The 14,668-nt window shown below is 56.6% G+C and carries 16 protein-coding genes; 9 read left to right on the top strand and 7 right to left on the bottom strand.

The annotated features are described in order from the left end of the window. Nucleotides 1-16 precede the first annotated feature (16 nt). Together AC2FIC_RS15410 and AC2FIC_RS15415 are read right to left on the bottom strand one after the other, a co-directional pair. Nucleotides 17-415 carry a DUF1801 domain-containing protein gene (locus tag AC2FIC_RS15410; RefSeq protein ID WP_281973042.1) on the bottom strand — a complete coding sequence of 133 codons (399 nt, stop codon included), beginning with the start codon at nucleotides 413-415 and terminating at the stop codon, nucleotides 17-19. Continuing rightward, complete coding sequence (locus tag AC2FIC_RS15415) at nucleotides 412-1,125, bottom strand: glutathione S-transferase family protein (RefSeq protein ID WP_496692551.1); 714 nt, start codon at nucleotides 1,123-1,125, stop codon at nucleotides 412-414. The genes AC2FIC_RS15410 and AC2FIC_RS15415 overlap by 4 nt, the downstream gene beginning before the upstream one ends. A gap of 67 nt (nucleotides 1,126-1,192) precedes the next feature. Here AC2FIC_RS15415 and AC2FIC_RS15420 point away from each other — a divergent pair, with 67 nt between their 5' ends. After that, complete coding sequence (locus AC2FIC_RS15420; RefSeq protein ID WP_496692550.1) at nucleotides 1,193-1,906, top strand: helix-turn-helix transcriptional regulator; 714 nt, start codon at nucleotides 1,193-1,195, stop codon at nucleotides 1,904-1,906. Nucleotides 1,907-1,968: 62 nt separating this feature from the next. Then, complete coding sequence (locus AC2FIC_RS15425; RefSeq protein WP_496692549.1) at nucleotides 1,969-3,267, top strand: lytic murein transglycosylase; 1,299 nt, start codon at nucleotides 1,969-1,971, stop codon at nucleotides 3,265-3,267. Nucleotides 3,268-3,340: 73 nt separating this feature from the next. On the opposite strand, the gene AC2FIC_RS15430 is transcribed toward AC2FIC_RS15425, so the two are convergent. Next, nucleotides 3,341-4,738 carry an aspartate aminotransferase family protein gene (locus tag AC2FIC_RS15430; protein ID WP_496692548.1) on the bottom strand — a complete coding sequence of 466 codons (1,398 nt, stop codon included), beginning with the start codon at nucleotides 4,736-4,738 and terminating at the stop codon, nucleotides 3,341-3,343. A gap of 75 nt (nucleotides 4,739-4,813) precedes the next feature. Continuing rightward, nucleotides 4,814-5,497: a GntR family transcriptional regulator gene (locus AC2FIC_RS15435; RefSeq protein ID WP_271949594.1), complete on the bottom strand. Its 684-nt coding sequence runs from the start codon at nucleotides 5,495-5,497 to the stop codon at nucleotides 4,814-4,816. A 141-nt stretch (nucleotides 5,498-5,638) separates the two neighbouring features. Here AC2FIC_RS15435 and AC2FIC_RS15440 point away from each other — a divergent pair, with 141 nt between their 5' ends. The 5 genes from AC2FIC_RS15440 to AC2FIC_RS15460 all read left to right on the top strand — a co-directional run bounded on the left by AC2FIC_RS15440 (nucleotide 5,639) and on the right by AC2FIC_RS15460 (nucleotide 10,924). Continuing rightward, entirely contained in the window at nucleotides 5,639-6,724 is a 1,086-nt protein-coding gene (locus AC2FIC_RS15440; RefSeq protein ID WP_142637176.1) for a polyamine ABC transporter substrate-binding protein, read from the top strand. A 69-nt stretch (nucleotides 6,725-6,793) separates the two neighbouring features. Then, nucleotides 6,794-7,921 carry an ABC transporter ATP-binding protein gene (locus tag AC2FIC_RS15445; RefSeq protein ID WP_142637173.1) on the top strand — a complete coding sequence of 376 codons (1,128 nt, stop codon included), beginning with the start codon at nucleotides 6,794-6,796 and terminating at the stop codon, nucleotides 7,919-7,921. Beyond that, nucleotides 7,921-8,811: an ABC transporter permease subunit gene (locus AC2FIC_RS15450; RefSeq protein WP_142637171.1), complete on the top strand. Its 891-nt coding sequence runs from the start codon at nucleotides 7,921-7,923 to the stop codon at nucleotides 8,809-8,811. The genes AC2FIC_RS15445 and AC2FIC_RS15450 overlap by 1 nt, the downstream gene beginning before the upstream one ends. Next, entirely contained in the window at nucleotides 8,808-9,626 is an 819-nt protein-coding gene (locus AC2FIC_RS15455; protein WP_142637169.1) for an ABC transporter permease, read from the top strand. Before AC2FIC_RS15450 ends, AC2FIC_RS15455 begins: the two co-directional genes overlap by 4 nt. Beyond that, on the top strand, nucleotides 9,623-10,924 hold the full coding sequence (locus tag AC2FIC_RS15460) for an NAD(P)/FAD-dependent oxidoreductase (RefSeq protein ID WP_496692547.1): 1,302 nt from the start codon (nucleotides 9,623-9,625) through the stop codon (nucleotides 10,922-10,924). The genes AC2FIC_RS15455 and AC2FIC_RS15460 overlap by 4 nt, the downstream gene beginning before the upstream one ends. 3 nt (nucleotides 10,925-10,927) lie before the next feature. Here the strand turns inward: AC2FIC_RS15460 and AC2FIC_RS15465 are convergent, their stop codons facing one another. The 3 genes from AC2FIC_RS15465 to AC2FIC_RS15475 are packed head-to-tail and all read right to left on the bottom strand — an operon-like array spanning nucleotide 10,928 to nucleotide 13,731. After that, nucleotides 10,928-11,797 carry a phosphotransferase family protein gene (locus AC2FIC_RS15465; RefSeq protein WP_496692546.1) on the bottom strand — a complete coding sequence of 290 codons (870 nt, stop codon included), beginning with the start codon at nucleotides 11,795-11,797 and terminating at the stop codon, nucleotides 10,928-10,930. A gap of 54 nt (nucleotides 11,798-11,851) precedes the next feature. Beyond that, on the bottom strand, nucleotides 11,852-12,517 hold the full coding sequence (locus AC2FIC_RS15470) for a flagellar hook capping FlgD N-terminal domain-containing protein (RefSeq protein WP_496692545.1): 666 nt from the start codon (nucleotides 12,515-12,517) through the stop codon (nucleotides 11,852-11,854). A 2-nt stretch (nucleotides 12,518-12,519) separates the two neighbouring features. Continuing rightward, the gene (locus AC2FIC_RS15475) at nucleotides 12,520-13,731 is read right to left on the bottom strand and encodes a flagellar hook-length control protein FliK (protein WP_496692544.1); all 1,212 of its coding nucleotides are present in this window, start codon (nucleotides 13,729-13,731) and stop codon (nucleotides 12,520-12,522) included. Between the two features lie 112 nt (nucleotides 13,732-13,843). Between AC2FIC_RS15475 and AC2FIC_RS15480 the strand changes: the two genes are divergently transcribed. Continuing rightward, nucleotides 13,844-14,116 (top strand): rod-binding protein, encoded by a 273-nt coding sequence (locus AC2FIC_RS15480; protein ID WP_142637161.1) that lies wholly within the window; start codon nucleotides 13,844-13,846, stop codon nucleotides 14,114-14,116. Next, on the top strand, nucleotides 14,109-14,468 hold the full coding sequence (locus AC2FIC_RS15485; RefSeq protein ID WP_496692543.1) for a flagellar biosynthesis protein FlgN: 360 nt from the start codon (nucleotides 14,109-14,111) through the stop codon (nucleotides 14,466-14,468). Before AC2FIC_RS15480 ends, AC2FIC_RS15485 begins: the two co-directional genes overlap by 8 nt. Nucleotides 14,469-14,668 lie beyond the last annotated feature (200 nt).

Consider the following 14,668-nt stretch of genomic DNA (forward strand, 5'->3'; position numbering starts at 1 on the left):
ACAAGGCGCATGTAAGTCAGCCTTTTGCGGGAAGGTGATAGGTCAACGCGCGGGCTATCAGCCAGCCATGGCGGGTGGCGTCGATCTGATCCGGATCATCAAACAGAACTGCCCGGTTGCCGTCTATCCGATCTTCGCCCGGAAAGGCCGAGGTGAAATCGCCCATCAACCGGCTTTGGCAATGCACGAACAGGGCAAAGCGGGCCGCTTTGTGCCCGCCCAATCGGATCGTGGATCCCTTGGGCGCTAGATAGGCGGGCTGCCCCCAGCGCAATGCCTCTTGCAACGGCTGCGCGCGGGGCAACGAAGTGGCGGTTTCCAGGATCAACTGACGAAGCGCAAGCGCCCCGGCACGTGTGCCTTCGGGCAGGGAATGATAGGCCGCTGCCACTGCGGGATCGTCAAATTGTGTCATGACAGCGGTATCGCCTGCTCCATCCGGTCTATGTAGTCGCTCAACAGCTTATCCTGTTTGATCCGCTGGGTCAGCGGTGTATTGGCCGGTGTCGCGCGCATCGCGGCAAGCATGGGGGCCACGCTCATATCCACTGAGGTCGGGGTTTCTCCCATCAAATAGGTCGACTGCCATAGATAGGCCGAGATCGCCTCAAGATCGCGTTCCAGCCTGTCCTGACGTTCCGCATCTGAGAATCGAGAGACGCCCTGAAACCCCAATCCTTTAACAACGTTCTTGCGGATAGAATTGGCAACTGGTTTGCGGATCAGGGCGGGGATGCCAGTGAAAAAGGTCTTATACAGAATCGGCCAGACCTCGTCATTGGCCCAGCGGTCTTGGACGATCTGAAAATACAGATGCTCTTCGGCCAAACGGATCAATGCGCGCGATTGAGCTTTTTGCAGATCGCTCAGCCCGTGATCAAAATCACTACCTTGCGTCTCAAGCCAGTCGCGGATCAGGTCGCTGTCGGGGATCAGACGCTGCGGCGTGCGCAGAACCGGCAGCTTCTGATGCGGCATCTTGCGCGGATCAAGGAGGTCAGATCGCTGCCAGCGTTGGCCCGATGTTTGCAGCATTAGTGCCGTCTTCACGCAAAACGGGCTGGCGCTGAACAGGCCAAAGGCAGAGGGGTAGGTCAAAAGGGTCAGCATCTTGGGCTCCATCATGGGTATAGGTGATGGGTATGCCGAGCTAATGACAATTTCTGTCATTAGAGATAAAGTAACCTGCATTATGACCCGCACCGCCCGTTTGTTCCAATTAATGCAATCCTTGCGCTCTGGCCCGTCGCCAAGAACGTCGATTGAGCTGGCTCAGGATCTGGGCGTTTCGCCGCGCACGATTCACCGAGACATCGATTCATTGCGCAGCCTCGGCGCCGTGATCGACGGAGAGGCGGGGTTCGGGTTCACCCTGATCGAGGACGCCACCCTGCCACCGCTTGGCTTCACCGATGATGAGCTTGAGGCCCTGGTGCTTGGCCTGCGCGAGGTACAATCCATTGGTGATCCCGGCCTCTCTGAGGCTGCCAGCGAAGTTCTGCGCAAGCTGCAGGGTCGTTTGCCACCGCGCCAGTCCCAACGCCTCAGCCATGCGGTGCTGACCGCCACACGGTTTGACCGGCCGGCGAAACCAACGGTGGATGTCGCTGAACTGCGGCGGGCCACCTGGGACGAACAGACGATCGAATTTTCCTATTGGGATGCCAAAGGCGACGAGACCCATCGCTGCGTAAATCCGTTGAGCATCGTTTACATGGACCGCGCCAGCGTGCTGATCAGCTGGTGCCTGTTGCGGCAGGATTTCCGCGTGTTTCGGTTGGATCGCATGCAAGAGATGCAGATTACCGGGGCCTCGTTCCGGCCCAATCGGGTCCCCCTGCTGCGCGAAGCTCTGAACCGGCTGCGGTCCGAGCGAGAGGCGAGAGACCGCGACTCGGAAAGCTGAGCGCTTTGAGATTTGCCGTTTTTGCGCTATCCTGTGGTTGAGCAGTTATCAGGAAATTCGGAATGCGTAGATGCGTAAGCGGCGTTATGACCGCAGCATTATGGGCATCCATCGTACAGGCGGAGTCCATCAAAAGCCCGGAAGGGCCACAGCCGATACAATTGGCGTCGGCTGATCTTACAGTCTCAATCCGACCGGTCGTCCGACCATCGGCGGAGATGTATCGCGTGTCAGAAGAAAGAAGCGCCCGGTTTCAGGCGTGGCTTGGCGATTTTCGGACGCGGGCACAGACCCAGGGTATCTTGCCCGGCACTCTGGATCACGCGCTAGCAGGGCTGGCCTATGACAAGGATATCATCAAGCGCGATCGCAATCAGGCCGAGTTCACCAAGCCGATCTGGGACTATCTGGATGCGGCCGTTTCTGATCGGCGCGTCGCAGACGGACGCGCGGGGTTGGAACGCCATGCCGCGGTGCTGACCCGGATTGAGGCGCAATATGGCGTCGAAAAAGAGGTCGTGACCGCGATTTGGGGGCTCGAGACGTCTTTCGGCACATTTCGGGGGTCGGATCAGACGATCCGTTCGCTTGCGACGCTGGCCTTTGATGCCCGACGGGCTGAGTTCTTTGAAACGCAACTGATTGCCGCCCTGCGGATCATTCAGGCAGGCGATGTCAGTCCCGCAACGATGGTCGGAAGTTGGGCCGGAGCAATGGGGCATACGCAATTCATGCCAACCTCGTTTCTGGATCACGCCGTGGATTTCGACGGTGACGGGCGGCGGGATATTTGGGCCGATGACCCGACCGATGCGCTAGCCTCGGCAGCGGCCTATCTGGCGCGTCACGGTTGGACCAAGGAACAGCCATGGGGCGTCGAAGTGCGCCTGCCCGCGGGGTTCGATTTTGCAGCCGCGAGACGCGATTACACGCTGCTGCCGTCAGATTGGGCGGCGCTGGGCGTGGTCGGGTGGGATGGGCGGCCCGTTGCGGATCATGGTCAGGCAGCGATTTTGTTGCCAGCAGGCGGTGAAGGCGTCGCATTGATGATCTTCGACAATTTCCGCGTGATCGAGCAATATAACGGTGCAGATGCCTATGTGATCGGCATTGGGCATTTGTCCGACCGTCTGGCGGGCCGCGCTGCGTTTCAGGCCGAGTGGCCTCGGGGTGATCGGGCGTTGAGCTTTGCTGAGAAGAAGGAATTGCAGCTCCGGCTGACCGAGGCCGGGTTTGACACGCAGGGGATCGACGGGCGCACCGGCCCGAACACCACCGAGGCGGTTCGGGCCTATCAACTGGCGCAGGGGCTTTTGCCGGACGGCTATGCCTCCGCGCCGCTGTTAGAGCGGTTGAGGTAGGGGAGGGGGCTCTGCCCCCGTCGCCTGACGGCACCTCCCCCGAGGTATTTTCTGCCAGATGAAGCTGCGCGGGTCAGGAGGCCGCTTTCATCAGGCCCTGTGCGATGATCTCGGCCTGTGCCTCGTCCAGCGATTTGTGGATACGTACGAGCATTTCATCAATTTCCGCGGGTGTTAGAACCAGCGGAGGAGAGATGATCATCCGGTCGCCTACATGGCGCATCACCAGGTTGTTGGCAAAGCACCGATCGCGACAGATATAGCCGACAGTGCCCGGATCGGACGCGAATTTGGCACGGTTGGCCTTGTCCGGCGTCAACGCGATTGACGCCATCATGCCGACAATCTTGGCTTCGCCCACAAGCGGGTGATCGGCCAGCGCCTCCCATTTTTTCTTCAGATAGGGGGCGGCTACGTCGCGGACATGCTCGACGATCTTTTCTTCTTCAAGGATGCGCAGGTTTTCCAGTGCCACGGCTGCAGCGACCGGATGGCCGGAATAGGTGTAGCCGTGATTGAACTCGGTTCCGCCAATGACCTCGGCAATCTCGTCACTCACGATGGACCCGCCAATAGGCGCATAGCCCGAGCTGAGCCCCTTTGCGATGGTCATGATATCGGGGCGAATGCCAACGGTTTGAGACCCAAACCAGTTGCCAGTGCGACCAAAACCGCAGATGACCTCGTCCGCAATCAGCAGGATATCGTATTTGTCACAGATGCGCTGAATTTCAGGCCAGTAGGTATCCGGTGCAACAATCACGCCACCTGCGCCCTGTACGGGTTCGGCGATAAAGGCTGCGACGCGGTTTTCACCCAGTTCCTCAATCGCCTCTTCCAACTCACGCGCGCGGGCCAGGCCGAATTCTTCGGGAGACATGCTACCACCTTCAGCCCACCAGTTTGGTTGGTTGATATGGTGGATATTCGGGATCGGGATTCCACCCTGCGCGTGCATCCCTGCCATGCCGCCCAACGACGCCGAGCCGACCGAAGAGCCATGATAGGCATTATGTCGGCTGATGATGATGTTCTTGTCGGGCTGGCCTTTTTCGGCCCAATAGGTCCGAACCAGACGGATGTTTGTGTCATTCGCCTCAGACCCGCCGGCTGCAAAGAACACATGGTTCAGATCGCCTGGCGCAAGTTCCGCGATCTTCGCGGCCAGCGCGATGGCAGGGACGTGGGTCGTTTTGAAAAAGGTATTGTAATACGGCAGTTCGCGCATCTGGCGGGCTGCGACCTCGGCCAGTTCATCGCGACCATAGCCGATATTGACACACCACAGGCCCGCCATTGCATCGAGTATTTCTTCACCCTCGCTGTCCGTAAGGTAGACGCCCTTCGCACGGGTGATCACACGCGCGCCTTCTTTCCCTAGGGCGCCATTGGCTGAAAAAGGGTGCATGTGGTGGGCGGCATCCAAGGCCTGCAGCTGGGCCGTGGGCAAATGGTTTGTGATGGTCGACATCGGAAAATCTCCTGCAAGAGCGATTGGCAGCTACAATATGATCAAATTTTTTCCTGTCAATCGAATCGGACAGATCTAAGCGTTAACTAAGGCGTCTGCCATCAGCTCCATGCCCTGTTCGATATCTTGTGCGGTTGCTTTTGCTGCCATATCCGCGTCCTGATTGCGCAACGCCGAAATGATATCCTTGTGGCGGTCCGGCAGGCTCTGAGTGCCGAATCTACCGCATACAACGCGCAAAGACGGCCCGAATCTAAGCCACAGGCGCTCGGCCAGATCATTGAGAATCGGGGCATTTGCATGGCCGTAAAGCGTTTCGTGAAACCGGTGGTTGAGGCGCAGATAGCCGCTAACGTCTCCGTCGCTGATAGTGCGATCCAGACGTTGGTCGATCTGCTCAAGATGATCAATGTCCTGAGGTGTCACATTCGCAGTTGCACGCCTCGAAAGCTCTGATTCTATTTTGATTCTTGAATAAATCATCTGTTCGACGTCGCCGTCGGTCAGAAGAGGAACACTCACTCGGCGGTTGCCCTGAAACACCAGAGCACCATCGGATATCAGGCGTCTGATAGCCTCCCGCACAGGGGTCATTCCAACACCCAGCGAATCAGTGAGACCTTGGATCGTGACGGGTTGCCCCGGCACCAATTCGCCGTACATGATTTGTGATCTGAGGGTATTATAGACCTGTTCATGCGCAGGTCGTTTTTCACGCGCACCGTCAGTGCTGGATGCCTTATTTTTGATCAAATCCAAGTGGTTTGCCCTGTTTCCCGCTATGTTGACTTGTCAGGTTTCTGACCTCGTGAAACCATACGACGGATCGTGCGAAAACGCAAAACTTGATCAAATCCAAAAAAACGGGAAAATAGCGCGTACACTTGCAGGGAGAATAATATGACAATCAAAACGCTGACCATGACAGCGGTCATCGCATTGGGGACTTCGGCGGCCTTCGCTGAAGAGGTGCGTGTTTACAACTGGTCCGACTATATCGACGAAGAGCTTCTGACAAAGTTCGAGGAAGATACCGGTCTGACTCTGATTTATGATGTTTTTGACAGCAACGAGGTATTGGAGACCAAGATGCTGGCCGGTGGATCAGGCTATGACGTGGTGGTGCCTTCGGGTACTTTCCTTCAGCGTCAGATCCAGGCTGGAGCCTTTCAGGCGCTTGACGCTGCACAGCTGTCGAATTCAGGCAATCTGTGGGATGTGATTCAGGAACGTACTGCCGGGTATGATCCGGACAACGCCTATTCTATCAACTACATGTGGGGCACAACCGGGCTTGGTGTAAATGTTGGAAAAGTGCAGGAAGCGTTGGGCGAGGATGTTGCGCTGAACAGCATGGATCTGGTTCTGAAACCCGAGAATATGGAGAAACTTGCATCCTGCGGCGTTCATTTCCTGGATGCTCCGGCAGAAATCATTCCGATGGTTCTGCAATATCTGGGTGAAGACCCGGACAGCCACGACAAAGATGTTATTGGCAAGGCCGAGGCGGTTTTGACCAGCGTTCGACCACACATTCAGAAGTTCCACAGTTCGGAATATATCAACGCATTGGCCAATGGCGACATCTGTGTTGCCGTGGGATGGTCGGGTGATATCCTGCAGGCCCGCGATCGTGCGGCCGAAGCCGATAATGGTGTTGAAATTGAGTACCATCCCTTTGCTGAAGGGTCGTTGATGTGGTTCGACCAGATGGCGATTCCGGCTGATGCTCCGAACCCGGAGGGTGCGCATAAATTCCTGAATTTCATTCTGGATGCCAACAATATGGCTGCGGCCTCGAACTATGTTTACTACGCCAATGGCAACAAGGCTTCGCAAGAATTTCTTGAGGAAGACGTGATCGGTGATCCGGCCATCTATCCGGATGATGCGACCATGCAAAACCTCTATATCACGACGCCTTACCCGTCGAAGATACAGCGGGTCGTGACCCGTTTGTGGACCAAGATCAAATCGGGCACCTGATCCGGCTTGTTTCAGCAGGGCGGACCAACCGCCCTGCCATTCTTTTCAGATTGCCGAACGGGGGCCGTTTTGAATTCTACTGTTTTTGTGCCGTGGGAAGACCCACAGGCGAAACCTCTGATCCAGTTCCAGAATGTCACCAAACGGTTTGGTGAGTTCACGGCCATCGACAATCTGTCCTTGGATATATTTGAGAAAGAATTCTTTGCTCTGCTAGGGCCCTCGGGCTGCGGCAAGACCACGATGATGCGAATGTTGGCCGGGTTTGAAAAACCGACCGAAGGGCATATTCTGCTGGGCGGGCAGGATATAGATCCCATTCCGCCGAACAAACGGGCGGTGAACATGATGTTCCAATCCTACGCGCTGTTTCCGCATCTATCTATCTGGGAAAATATCGCCTTTGGTCTGCGTCGGGACAATATGCCAAAGCATGATCTTATGGATCGTGTCGAAGAGATGTTGCGCCTGACCCGGCTTGAACAATTCGCCCGTCGCAAACCGCACCAGATCTCGGGTGGTCAGCGTCAGCGCGTGGCGCTTGCACGATCCCTGGCAAAAGCGCCGAAGCTGCTGTTGCTAGACGAACCTTTGGGGGCGCTGGATAAGAAACTGCGACAGGATACGCAATTCGAGTTGATGGATATTCAGGAAAAGACCGGCACCACCTTTGTGATCGTGACCCATGATCAGGAAGAGGCGATGACCGTGGCCAGCCGGGTTGCGGTAATGGATCAGGGTAATCTGATACAAGTGGCGACACCCGACCGGATTTATGAGAATCCCAGTTCGGTCTATGTGGCCGATTTCATTGGCGACGTGAACATCATCCAGGGCCGAGCCACGGCAAGCGCTGATGAGACCTATCAGATTGACTGGGCTGAAGGTCAGGCACCTTTGACTGCGTCCTCGACCACAGAGTTTTCGAACGGCCAGCTATGTCATCTGGCGATCCGCCCCGAGAAGGTGACGATCTCGGTTGATCGTCCTGCGGATGCAATCAACGCAGTGCAGGGCAAGGTGCTTGACATTGCCTATCTGGGCAATCTGTCCACTTATCACGTCGAACTGAATAACGGCACGATTATCAAGGCGCAGACGGCAAATACCCGTCGCATTTCGCGTCGTTCCTTTACATGGGAAGACCCGGTCTGGCTGTCCTGGACAGCCACCGCCGCGGTTCTGTTGGCGGATTGATGCGCCGCGCCCTTCTGATCGCCGTCCCGTATGTCTGGCTTTTGGCGCTGTTTCTGGTGCCATTTTTCATCGTTCTGAAAATCTCGCTTTCGGACACGGAACTGGCCATCCCGCCTTACACGCCGACACTGGATTTATCTCAGGGCTGGGCCGGGCTCAGGGATTTCTTCAGCCAGCTGGATTTTGAGAATTTCGTCTGGCTAACAGAAGATGACCTGTATTGGAAAGCTTACCTGTCCAGCGTCAAAATCGCGTTGATTTCAACCATACTGACTTTGCTGGTGGGGTATCCTATCGCGTATGGCATGGCCCGCGCACCAGCTGAGTGGCGCCCGACGTTGATGATGCTGGTAATCCTGCCGTTCTGGACGTCGTTCCTGATCCGGGTCTATGCTTGGATGGGTATTCTCAGCAACGAAGGTTACCTGAACCAACTGCTGCTGTGGACGGGCATCATCTCGACCCCGCTGACCATTCTGAACACCAACACAGCTGTCTATATCGGTATCGTCTATACCTATCTGCCCTTCATGATTCTGCCGATCTATTCCGCGCTTGAACGAATGGACGAGTCGCTGATCGAGGCCGCAGAGGATTTGGGCTGTTCGCGTATTCAGGCCTTCTGGCTGATAACGATCCCCTTGTCACGCCCGGGTATCATCGCGGGTTGTTTCCTGGTGATGATTCCGGTGATCGGCGAATTTGTGATCCCATCATTGCTCGGAGGATCCGGGACATTGATGATCGGCAAAGTGTTGTGGGAGGAGTTCTTCTCGAACCGCGACTGGCCGGTGGCCGGTGCCGTGGCAGTTGTGCTGTTGCTGATCCTTGTGATTCCCATCGTGCTGTTCCAGCGCAACCAGCAGAAACAGACGGAGGCTGAGCAATGAACAGATTAAGCTGGTTCAACGTCGTCTCGTTGACGCTTGGTTTCGCGTTTCTCTATATCCCGATGCTCATTTTGATCATCTTCTCTTTTAACGAAAGCAAACTGGTCACGGTTTGGGCTGGATTTTCGACCAAATGGTATGGTGAGTTGGTCCAGAACGAAGCGTTTCTTGATGCTGCCTGGGTCACCTTGCGGGTTGCAGTATTCTCGTCGACCCTGGCCACCATTCTGGGTACGGCGGCGGCTTATGTGCTGGTACGCGGTGGGCGGTTCTTTGGCCGGACTCTGTTTTCGGGCATGATCTATGCGCCTCTTGTGATGCCCGAAGTGATCACTGGCCTGTCGCTTTTGCTGCTGTTCATCGGAATTGGACTGGACCGGGGTATTTTGACCATCGTGCTTGCACATACGACCTTTTCAATGTGCTTCGTGTCGGTTGTTGTATCCTCACGTCTGGTCACGTTTGATCAGTCTCTGGAAGAGGCAGCGTTGGATCTTGGGTGCTCACCCGCACAAGCCTTCCGTCTTGTCACCCTGCCGATCATCGCCCCGGCGGTGATTTCAGGCTGGCTATTGGCTTTTACGCTGTCGCTGGATGATCTGGTGATCGCATCATTCACATCGGGCCCGTCAGCCACGACTCTGCCGATCAAGATTTTCTCAGCTGTGCGGTTGGGCGTCAGCCCTGAAATCAATGCGCTATCCACGATCATGATTGCGGTCGTGACGGTCGGTGTCATAGCAGCATCTTTGGTCACCAAGCGCGCGATGGTCCGGCAGAAACAGGATGAGATGGCGGCAGTGCGTGCGGAATGAAACGTCTGTTCCCTAAGTATACCTATGGATCTGGACCGCGATCAGGGTGCTGGTGGGATGAAACTATCGCAGCACCGGACTGGCCGGTGTTGCAGGATGATCTGAGCGTGGATGTCGCCATCATCGGCGGCGGGTTCACAGGTGTTACAGCCGCGCTTTTCCTAGGGCAGGCAGGCCTATCCGTCGCAGTTCTCGAGGCGGAGACGCCGGGTTGGGGTGCCTCGGGTCGCAATGGTGGGTTTTGCTGTCGAGGTGGGTCAAAGCTGAGCGATCGTGGCATGGCTCGGCGATATGGGGTCGAGGGGGCCGAAAGCTTTGCCCAGGCCGAAGTGGATGCGGTCAATCTTGTCGCCGACCTGCTTGAGGCGCATCAGATCGAAGCGGACGTACATTCCAAGGGCGAGACCGCCCTGGCCCACACCGCCCGCGCCATGGAGAAATTGCGACGCTCGGCGGATGACGGGGGCTGCTTGCATGAGGTGGCCGACCTGCCCGGGCTCGGGTTGGGAGGGGATTTTTTCGGGGGCTATAGCGTGCCGGTCGGATTTGGTCTGAACCCCCGGAAATACCTGTTCGGCATTGCAAATGCGGCCGCTTCCGTTGGGGTCCGATTTTTTCAGAAAACCATGGCCAGAGACATCACCAAAACCAGCGCGAGCTTTGATGTTCGAACCGCGTCAGGACGGATCAAAGCGTCGAATGTACTGATATGCACCAACGGATATTCCAGTGAAAACATGCCTGAATGGCTGTCTGGGCGCTATATGCCAGCGCAATCAACCGTTCTGGTGACCCGCCCATTGACCGAGGCTGAGGTGTCGGCGCAGGGCTGGACCTCGGATCAGATGTCTTACGATACACGAAATCTTCTGCACTATTTTCGTCTTATGCCGGATCGACGGTTTCTGTTTGGGATGCGCGGTGGCCTGCGCTCATCACCTAAGGCCGAGGCTGCGATCCGGCAAAAGGTGCAGCGTGATTTCAAGGCCATGTTTCCGACATGGGCCGATGTGGACGTGACCAATATGTGGTCAGGGATGGTGTGCCTTACCCAGGATCTGATGCCGTTCGCAGGGCCCGTTCCGGGTCAGAATGGGATGTTTGCCGGGCTGGCCTATCATGGAAACGGTGTCGCGATGGGTACCTATTGTGGGCGGGCGCTTAGTCGCATGGTGCTTGGACAGGATGCGGAATTGCCTGAGCCAATGGCCCGACCCCCGCGGCGTTTTCCACTTGGGTCCTGGCGGCGGGCGCTGATGCCGCCAGCCTATGCGTTAATGGCACTGGCCGACCTCTGACACTCACAAAGCGGCCAGTTCCAGCTCGAGCCCTTGTTCATAATCCGGTGCCCCATGTTCTGCGCGCCATAGGCAGTAGGCCGCCATCCTCCACCCGTACCAGCGGCGCAAAGACCGGTAGCGGTTTACGGTTTCCTGCCGGTCATAGGCCGAAAGAAAGGACTGTTGCTCGTCGACGGTCAAAACCGCACCTCTGTAAAGATATTGCATGGCGGGTGACAGGAACAGCGCAAGGTCCTCGCAAGGATCACCAACGGCTGGGCATTGCCAGTCAATCAGCGTCAGACCAGAGGATGCGACGAGGATGTTTCCCGCCACCGGGTCGCCGTGAATCAGGCAAGTGTGATCCGACCGCAAAATATGATGCTGTGGTTGCATCTTTTCCAGCTGAGCCCGTCGATCCGATGTGCACATCGCCAGAATGCTTTGACCATGTTCGGCCAGATCTGCGCTACCGTTTTTACCGGTGGGTGCGTTCTCTATGTTTAGGTTGAGCGAATGCAGGCGGTGCAGCAACCGGGCCACTGGGGCCGGGTCAGACCGCCAGGGGGTGCCCTGTGCGTGGTCGTAGAACACCCAATATCCGTTGTCATGTTGTCCTGTTGCCCGCAATCGCGGCACAACCCCAGAAGAAGCCAGTGCCCGCAGACAGGCGGCTTCCAATGCGGGATCGTTGCGAAACAATGGGTTTTCTAGGTCCGAGCGGTACAGCTTCAATACTTGATCACTGTCGTCGCCCAGCACCCTCCACACCCGGTTTGTCCTCCCACCATACAGCGTTTCGAACTGTGCCCCAGCGCTGGCAAATCCGAGCCTGACAAGTTGAGCAACAAGGTCGCGCGGTGGGGACAGTATTTGAGGCAGGGAGATCACCAATCAGTCAACGAGTCGGGCATTGCCTTGGTTTCGCCTGTCGTTAACCGTAGATCAAGCTCCTGTTCGCACCGCAGTGACTATTCCTGCTGGCACCACCTCTCCGCCAGCGAGCGTCAGCAAAACGGCATCCGTGCCCACCTGCGCCTCGAGCACCTGATTATAGGCTGAGGCGAGACGTTCAGACAGCAGCTCATCGCCGTCATAACTTTCCATCGTTGCAGTGTAATTTCCTGCCGGTAACGGGGCGCCATCGTCATCGGTTCCGGCCCAGACAAACTCGGATTCCGTCGTTGAAACAGCGATGCGTTCAACGACCTCGTCCGAGTCGTTGCGGATCACCATAAAGGCGCTGTCCGCCCCGGGGTCGGCCTGCGCATACAGCGTTTCTGGTGAACCGTCGAAATGAAAGGCCGAGGCGGTTCGCACATCCATCCCGACCCAGCTGGCAAGCTCTTCAAGGTTGACGCTACCAAGTGAATAGGCAAGCGCAGTAAGCAGATCGTTGGTTTGAACCTGCTGCTCGACCATCGAGAATTGAGCCAGTTGCGAGGCGTATTCCGATGAATCCAGCGGCTCCAGCGGGTCTTGGTTGCGGGCCTGGGCGGTCAGCATCAGAAGGAAGGTTTCAAAATCCGAGGCCAGGCCGGATGTTCCAGATTTCGCCGAAGACTGTGCCTGCGCGGCGGTAGAGCTTGTATTCTGTGCGGGTGTGATCATGCTCAAAGCCTCATATCAACGCGGCCACTATGGCCGATCCGGGTTAAGACCGGCTCGCTGGCCTGATCCATTTCGGTCTGGGTTGTAGTCAGTCCGGATTCTGTGCGCTTGTCCGCGCTTTCGGGCTGGTCGTCCGACGACGCGCCCAGATTGAAGGACAGATCGCCCAGGCCTAGGTTTTTGAACTCAGCCTCAAGAACCGAAAGATGTCGCCTCATCATTTCCAGAGTTTCCGGCCGCTCGGCTGCGATCGTCATCTGCAACCCGTCATCCCGGCCATTCATGACGATTGAGATCTTGCCCAGCTCTTCCGGATTCAAGGTCAGTTGAATCGTGCTGGATTGTGGTCTTGCATGTATCGCAGCGGCCATCTGCCCCGCGATTGCCCGCGCCGTTTCTGCCCGTGCTGAGGTTAAAAAGTGCTGATGGCTTGCCGACGTATCCCGTGCCGTTGAAAATGGCTGGCTTTCGCGCGCGGGCAGAATCCCGTCGTCGTCCGGGTCTGATACCAAATCAACGTCCTGCACCTTGGCAGACGCCATCAGTTGCATTTGAACAAATGTCGGAACGGATTGTGTTGTCGGCGGTGAACCGGTGGCTTTGGGAGCCTGAGCCGCATCGGGTGTATCTCGCGAAACCAGCTTTGGTTCTGGCACTTCGGGTTTTCCGGGCGCAGAATCCGAGGGTATCGACGCCTTGGTCCGATAGCCCTTTGCAATAGTGGTTTGCGGCAGATTGTGTTCCGGTTTTTGCTGTGCGGTTTTCGCCTGCAACAAAGCCGGAACCTCAGATCGGGCGCGCTGCGCCGCGTTTCCAAGCGCATCACCCCGAGGATCGGGGGCCGCATTGTTTGGCGCTGCGAGTATTACGGCCTTGTCAGGTTCGGGCAGCGATGCCAGCGTTTCCTCAGGTGCCATCTCTTCGTCCTGCGCCGGCGGGCGGGCGGGCGGGTCAGTTACAGGTTTTCCCGACAGGCTGGTGGCAAGATCAACAGAGTCTTCTTCGACCACATCCTCTTCAACCTGCACCTCGGCATTAATGGTCAGTTCGGGCACGTTCTCATTCAAGCTGTCACCTTCGGAACGCTGCAATTCCTGCTCCATTACCTCAGCAAAGGTGTCAGCCCCTTCCGAGATTGGGTGTCCCTTGGCGGCAGTTTCAGATTTTGCGGCGCTGGCGGTCGAGGATGTGGACAATATAAGAGGGTTGGGCATTTTGCTCCGGCTCCGGTTTGCGTAACCAGGAATTTGCCCGCAGGAAGTTACGTTTATTTTAACCGCTTTCATCTTTGATCCAGAAAGTTCGATGCAATTTTTGGAGAAAGCTATGAAGCTATCTGGTATTCCAGCGGCGCCGCAGCCCTTGTCTGTTGAGCAAAAGCTGAAAGATGCTGCGGTAGAGCTTGAGGCGGCGTTCCTGTCTGAAATGCTTAAGTCCGCAGGTCTGGGCGAATCCCGAGATTCGTTCGGCGGCGGTGCGGGTGAAGACCAGTTTTCATCGTTTCTTGTTCAGCAGCAGGCACTGCAGCTTGCCAGGTCCGGCGGTGTTGGCCTGTCCGAAATCCTGTTTCAGTCCATGATGGAGAATACCAATGCCTAACAAGTCTGAACATGACCTGATCAAATCTCTTGAAGAAGTTCTGGACCTTGAACGCAACGCCTTGGTGACCGGGGATCTGGATCGGTTGAATCACATGGCCCCGGAAAAGGAAAAGCTGATCGGTGCGATCAATGATCTTGAGGTGATTGATAGTGATGAACTGATCGGGGTTCAAAAGAAAGTCGACCGGAATCAGGCTCTGCTGAACAGCGCGGCCGAAGGGATTCGGGCGGTTGCCGGGCGCATGGCTGAACTGCGCCGAGTGCGTCAGGAATTCAGTACTTATGGGGCGGATGGGCAACGAAGCGATTTTGCCGTTCGCAGTCACGCAAAGCTGGAAAAGCGGGCCTAGCACGAGGATTGAATCAAATCCGAACTTTCGGATTTTCGAGTCTTAGCACTCCGTTAGGAGATCGGCGTCAAAGGTGATCCTGCATCTGGAAAACTCAGGTGGCGCGAACAGCCCGTCGGCGGGTCGCAGTGATCAGAAAGACGTCAAAGCCCGTACATGTTGCGGGGTAAGCAAGGGCGCAAAAGGCCCGAACGGAAAAG

The sequence above is a fragment of the Ruegeria sp. CDSC079 genome (assembly GCF_059610505.1).